The following is a 5249-nucleotide window of genomic DNA, read 5'->3' as shown; positions in this document are numbered from 1 at the left end:
CCTGCGCGGCCGCAGGCCCTTTTACTGTCGGGATCAGCGACTGATAGGCCTCCTGTGCCAAATCAAGCTCGCCCGCCTCCGCGCAGGCATTTGCGTATCGCTGCCTCAGATCAAGGTCGTTGGCGGCCTTGTCGCAGAGCCGCGTCAGGATGGTCATCGCCTCCGGCCAGTTCCCGCCGGACTCATGCAGGCCAAGGCTCAGAATCTCAATCTCGGCCTCAGGCGCGCGGCGGGCCACCAATTCGGTGATTGTGCGCTGCGCGCCCTCCAGATCGCTTTTGCCCGTCTGGCAACGGCAAATCGCGGCAAGCAGCGCATTGCTGGGCGGGATGGAGCGGAAAACGATCAAGGCGGTACCAAAATACCGCCGTTTCATCAAGGCTGTCCCGATCTTTTCCATCTCAGCGGCCGCCGTGTTGCGGAACTCTGACAGCAGACAATGGCCAAACGCCGCGCGATCCTCGGTGCTGCGGATGCGTGCCCGGATACGCGAAATGCTTTGTGCAACCTTGGTGGTCATCGCGGCCTTGTGCTGCCGTTGGACGTTGCTGGCAATTTGCAGGGCTTTTCGCCAATTGCCCAAACCGGCATAGGCCTCGGCAATCGTCAAAGCCATGTCCGGCCGTTCGTCAATCTCGGTCGGCAGGTTGATCGTATCGAGCAAGGCCCTGACATGATCAAGTTTTACATGGCTGCGCAAAACACTCAGGGTATCGTCGCGGCTTTTGATGCTTTGATCGTGTTCCAAACGCGCCAACAAACGGTCCGCAATACTGTCACGCAGATCACCACAGCCCGGAAACCAGTCTTTGGCAAAGCCTTCACAGGGTGCCCGCTGTCCTGTAATCGGATCAACAAACACGGCGTTTTCTGTGAAATACCACCCCATGAAACAAGCCGTATCCAGTGCCGTTTCCACCAGCAAAGGTCGCTCCTGACCATCCAGGTCCAGATCGCGGGTCAGGCCCAGCCCGGCATAGGCCGGACGGCCATAAACCGTGACCGGTTTTTGCGTCATCAAGGCGGCAATGCCCAAAGAGGATGCGACCGTATGAAACTCATCGACAACCGGTGCAAGCTCTGCCGGATCAAGATCGGCGTCCAGGATGCGAACCCGGCCCGACACTTGCTGAATCGATGCCAGAAATGCATTATCCGCAGCAGTTCCTCCGTGGGGCTGATACAGGATTTCAGCCTCCGGGTGATCCGCCAAAAGCCGATGGATCAAATCGGTATCGGCGATGTTCCAAGGGTTGGTCCGGATCGGTAAGCCCTTTTTGGCTGGCTCCGATCCGAGGATCAGAAGGCGCGGGTGGGTCTGAAGGCCCAAGCGGCGGGTCAGGGTGAAAACATCGTGGCGGTTGACGTGCCATGTTGATTGCAGCCGCCTAAGGTCCGGCAGGATTTGCCTGCCCAAGCTGCGAAACCGGCGGCGTGCCTTTGCATCAAGCTGGTCGATATCCGCAGCAAGATCATATTGGACAATATAGTCGCCGGTTTCCGGATCGGTCAGCCCGCACACACGATCACAGGCAAGAACCGGGGAGAACCCGGTTTCGTGCCCAATGTGCATCGGTATCCCGCAGGGGTAACGTGACAGGATACGCACCACCCCGCTACTGTTCCTGACCCAATCCGTACTTGGCATCCCAACCCAGACAATGAAATCCTGCCCACCGAGGGTGTCGGGATTCTGGGAAAGGGTGCGTGGGGCGAAGTCGGGTGGAGCCTGCGCTGTTTTGCGCCCCTGAAACAATTGCGCCGGCGGGTCAATAACCCTCTCGGCTGTGCCAATCACAATGCACAGGGGCTGATCCGTTTCCAGATCGGGCAGGCGAACTTCGCCAGTCGCCACAGGCAAAAACTGCTCGTCTATGCGCCTGCGAACGGTCGCAATGTCAATTTTCTGGTGCGTTTTGACATCAACAAAGCGGGTACTGTTCCGCATCAAGTTTTCCAGCGCCGCTTTCCCGGACCGAAACGCCTGCTGTATCGGTTCGACCGGACTAAAAGCGGCCTCCGGCACCATGACATTGCGCCCGATCAAAACCGCCAATGTGGCAAGCAGCGCATCCTGGGTCACAACACTGCTGCAATGACGCAAGGCTTCGCGTCTGTTGATGTTTGGTGGTAGGATGAAGGTCTTCACACGCAGCAGCGCAATGATCTTCGCCAACGGCAAATCCAGACCCGTCGTGTCAAATACATATCCCTTCGGCAGCGTTTCAAGGGCGTCCCCAGATGCATCCCGATTGACGAATAATACACCCGGCGCCGAGTGTTCATGCGCCGCTGGTGCCAAATCATCCGGCAGGATTTTCAGGTCGTGCAGTTCCGTAGTTTCCGCCAAATTCGCGCCGGGCCCGATGGGCAGCAGCATGAAGCTGGTCACGCCGGTTTCCGCCGATCCAAGCGGCGAGGTAACAGGATTGATCGGCCCCGGATAGATCACGCCCAGAATACGATGCCCTTTGGCCTGCAACTCTTGAAGGGTTGTCCGGCGAATATCTTCGGCCTCGTCGAACCACAGCACATATGTCTGGGGCTTTTCTGGTGTTTCAGGGGCGGCAGCAACCGGGCTTGCAGGGCGCCTCAAGCGAAACCAGCGTCGGACCCCGTGCCCAATCCTATCAGATTTCACGTCGTTGCCGTTGGCCACAAAGTCCCAGTCATATTCTGGAAAGGCGGCGCGGATATGCACGTGATACTCAGCTGGGAAAGCAAGGGCGGTAATGAGCATGGCGTCTCTCAGAATCCTGAATAGGGGATGCACATGGCCTTATCCCGCGCTTGCATTGGGCTGATTACAGCAGAAATCAGCATTTTCCAATGTGGTATTGACTGGAAAACTTCCTTTGAGAACATGTCAAAACGCGGTGGTCTTGCCAATTCTTTCTTCAAGTGGCGGGCATTGCAGACCAAGGCGATCCACGTCACCGGTTTGGCGTATCCGATGTCCCGCAACCCAGCCTTGATTGCCAGAAACCCCCCAGAGTCAGGGTCGCATATCCTTTGGTCCAGGATGATTTAAGTGCATTGTATCGCCACAACAGGCGGCAGATATTTGTGACCATGCGCAGGGATTGCCTGAAGGCACGGGCCTTGTCGTGATGTACGGTATAGCTTTGGGCGTGGGCGGCATCACGGTATGTGATCCGGGCCGCCCCCAGTATTTTACGGATCGCGCCGCGGTCTTGCGCGCCAAGCGTTACCCGGTTGCCATAGGCGGCAAAGAACGGCAGCAGATGGCCATTCATCGTCAGTTTCATCAACCGCTGTTGCAGCGGGGTTTCCAGGGCAAAGCGGATCGAGTCGTGGGCCCGATCGGTGCGCCGAGCGGCGGTCGGGCCAATATCGCGCCATTTCTCGGCATCCCGCAGTGCAGCAATCTGGGCGCGACGCGTGATCAGATCTGCATTTGCAGCAAAGAAATCCGGGCCGCACAACACATCCTCAACCGCCTGATTCAGCGCGGCCAATGTCTCATAATGACAAGAATAGAGACTGCGGGCGAAAAACCACGCGGCAATCCGCGCCGTGCGCCAGCGTCCGATATCCAGCGCCGGCAGCGACAGATGATGCGCCAGATGGCTGCGCAGATCCAAGTAAAGCGTCATCAGGCTTTCACGTTCCGAAAACCCCATGTCCTGAAAGCTCATCACGCCGGGCAGCGTGACCGTACTGAACGCATTGGCCAGACTGAAACTGATGTCATCGCCGCGCACGAAAAACGGGAACGGCATATGGTGGGCATGATCGACGGGGAAGGCGAAAAACCACCAGCCGCCATAATGCTGCTGCGGCGGTGGTGCGGTTGTCTCCAACTCCATCTCGATCACTGCCGCAGGATTGCGCAAATCGGTGCCGTTGTAACAAGGGCGGCATTGGCTGGCAAAGACCGCGCCGTTTTCCCACAGGATTGCGGGGTTGCTGCCCGACGAGATCGCCCCGGCAACGGCCGTGGCCGGATCGGTGGCATAGGCCAGAAAAACCCATGTCCGTTCCAGACTGGTCATATGGATCGCGGCGTCATCATCCATGAACAGGCAATGGCTTGCCCCACGCGCCCGTGCCTCGATCAATCCGCGCGCAAACCCACCTGCACCGCCAAGGTTTTCATTCGCGATCACGCGCAGCTTGTCGCTTTCGGTGATGTGTACGCTTGACCCATTATCAACGATTACCATGTCGATATCGGTGGCCAGCGGGGATTGGCGGATGAAACTCTCAAACCGCGCGGCGGTGCGTGCAACGGCGGCTTCGCGCCGAAAGGTGGTGATCGACAGCATCAGGCGCGGCTGCCGGACCGGGGCTTGGCGCGTAACCCAATCCAACGCCGTTATCCGGCCCTGCGTGCCCAGAACGCGGATGTCATAGTAAAGTACCGCCGCTTGGACGCAGGGTGCCAGGGCGATGGCAACCTCCACGCCGCCAGGTTGTTGCTTTGGGCGGCAACTGACCTGCTGCACGGTCAGACGCTGGCGCTGTTCATCCACACCGGCCTGCCAGATCGTGACCTCGAAATCCCCCTTCCCCTGAACAATCAACGACAGGGTTCCAAGCCCGCAGCGGGTTTGCCATTTACCAAGGTTGAACAGGTTGAAATAGCAATCGCCGCGCAACTGGCCGCTTTGGCCAAAGCGGATCGCGGCCTGATCCGGGATTTGGCTGGCCGCCCCGGCCAGCCGCAAATAAAGCCGGGGATCCGCCGGGAAATCCACCTCGGGAAGCATCAGGGATTGAAGCACGTATGGTATGTGATCAGCCAAATCCAGCCCGCCCACGCAGCGTTTCGATAAAGACGCGCGCTGTTTCATCGCGCAGCTTGGCCAAAACCGCAGGTGTCATCTGCGCCAACGCTTGCGCTGTGGCATCCATGTAGGGAATCGGGCGCGGCCGAGCGACAGACTCAATATCCGGAAAGAAATTTTCGGTTTCGGCCACCGTGTTCAGATAGGCATGGATCGGTCGAAACCGGTGCAGCAAATCGGCCCGATGTGCCGCACCAAACATTTCAACCTGATCATTGGGCGCAAGTTCGATCCATTCCGAACAGTGCATCAAAAAATCGCGCAGGTCTTCGCGCGCTGCGGAGGGCAGGCTATGGTTGCCCAAGCGCATAAGCTCCATCACGGCTAAGGGCAGGCTGAGGTTTATCCGCGGCGGTGGGGTCAAAGCTGTGGGGAGTTTGACAATGGACTCCGCGCGGAAATCCCGAACCGAATTGCCGGTTTTCAGGACGGCGCCAT

The 5249-nt window shown here is 58.5% G+C and carries 2 protein-coding genes and 1 pseudogene; all 3 read right to left on the bottom strand.

Translation table 11 applies throughout. The features are described from left to right. Positions 1–2596 (bottom strand): annotated as a pseudogene (locus tag L0H65_RS13890) (hypothetical protein); the annotation flags it as partial. A gap of 337 nt (positions 2597–2933) precedes the next feature. Then, positions 2934–4733, bottom strand: coding sequence for a glycosyltransferase (locus L0H65_RS13885; RefSeq protein ID WP_301459646.1), 1800 nt, complete (start codon positions 4731–4733; stop codon positions 2934–2936). 28 nt (positions 4734–4761) lie between these two features. After that, a partial coding sequence (locus L0H65_RS13880; protein ID WP_301459645.1) for a hypothetical protein occupies positions 4762–5249 on the bottom strand: 488 nt, incomplete at its 5' end.

Origin of the sequence: Pseudorhodobacter sp. (assembly GCF_030452865.1) — a bacterium.
Classification (GTDB): Bacteria; Pseudomonadota; Alphaproteobacteria; order Rhodobacterales; family Rhodobacteraceae; genus Pseudorhodobacter.
This window is presented reverse-complemented; position numbering and strand designations above follow the sequence as displayed.

Excerpts from the sequence above, each read along its gene's own strand:
- L0H65_RS13885 (WP_301459646.1), bottom strand. The coding sequence starts at position 4,733 with ATGCTTCCCGAGGTGGATTTCCCGGCGGATCCCCGGCTTTATTTGCGG.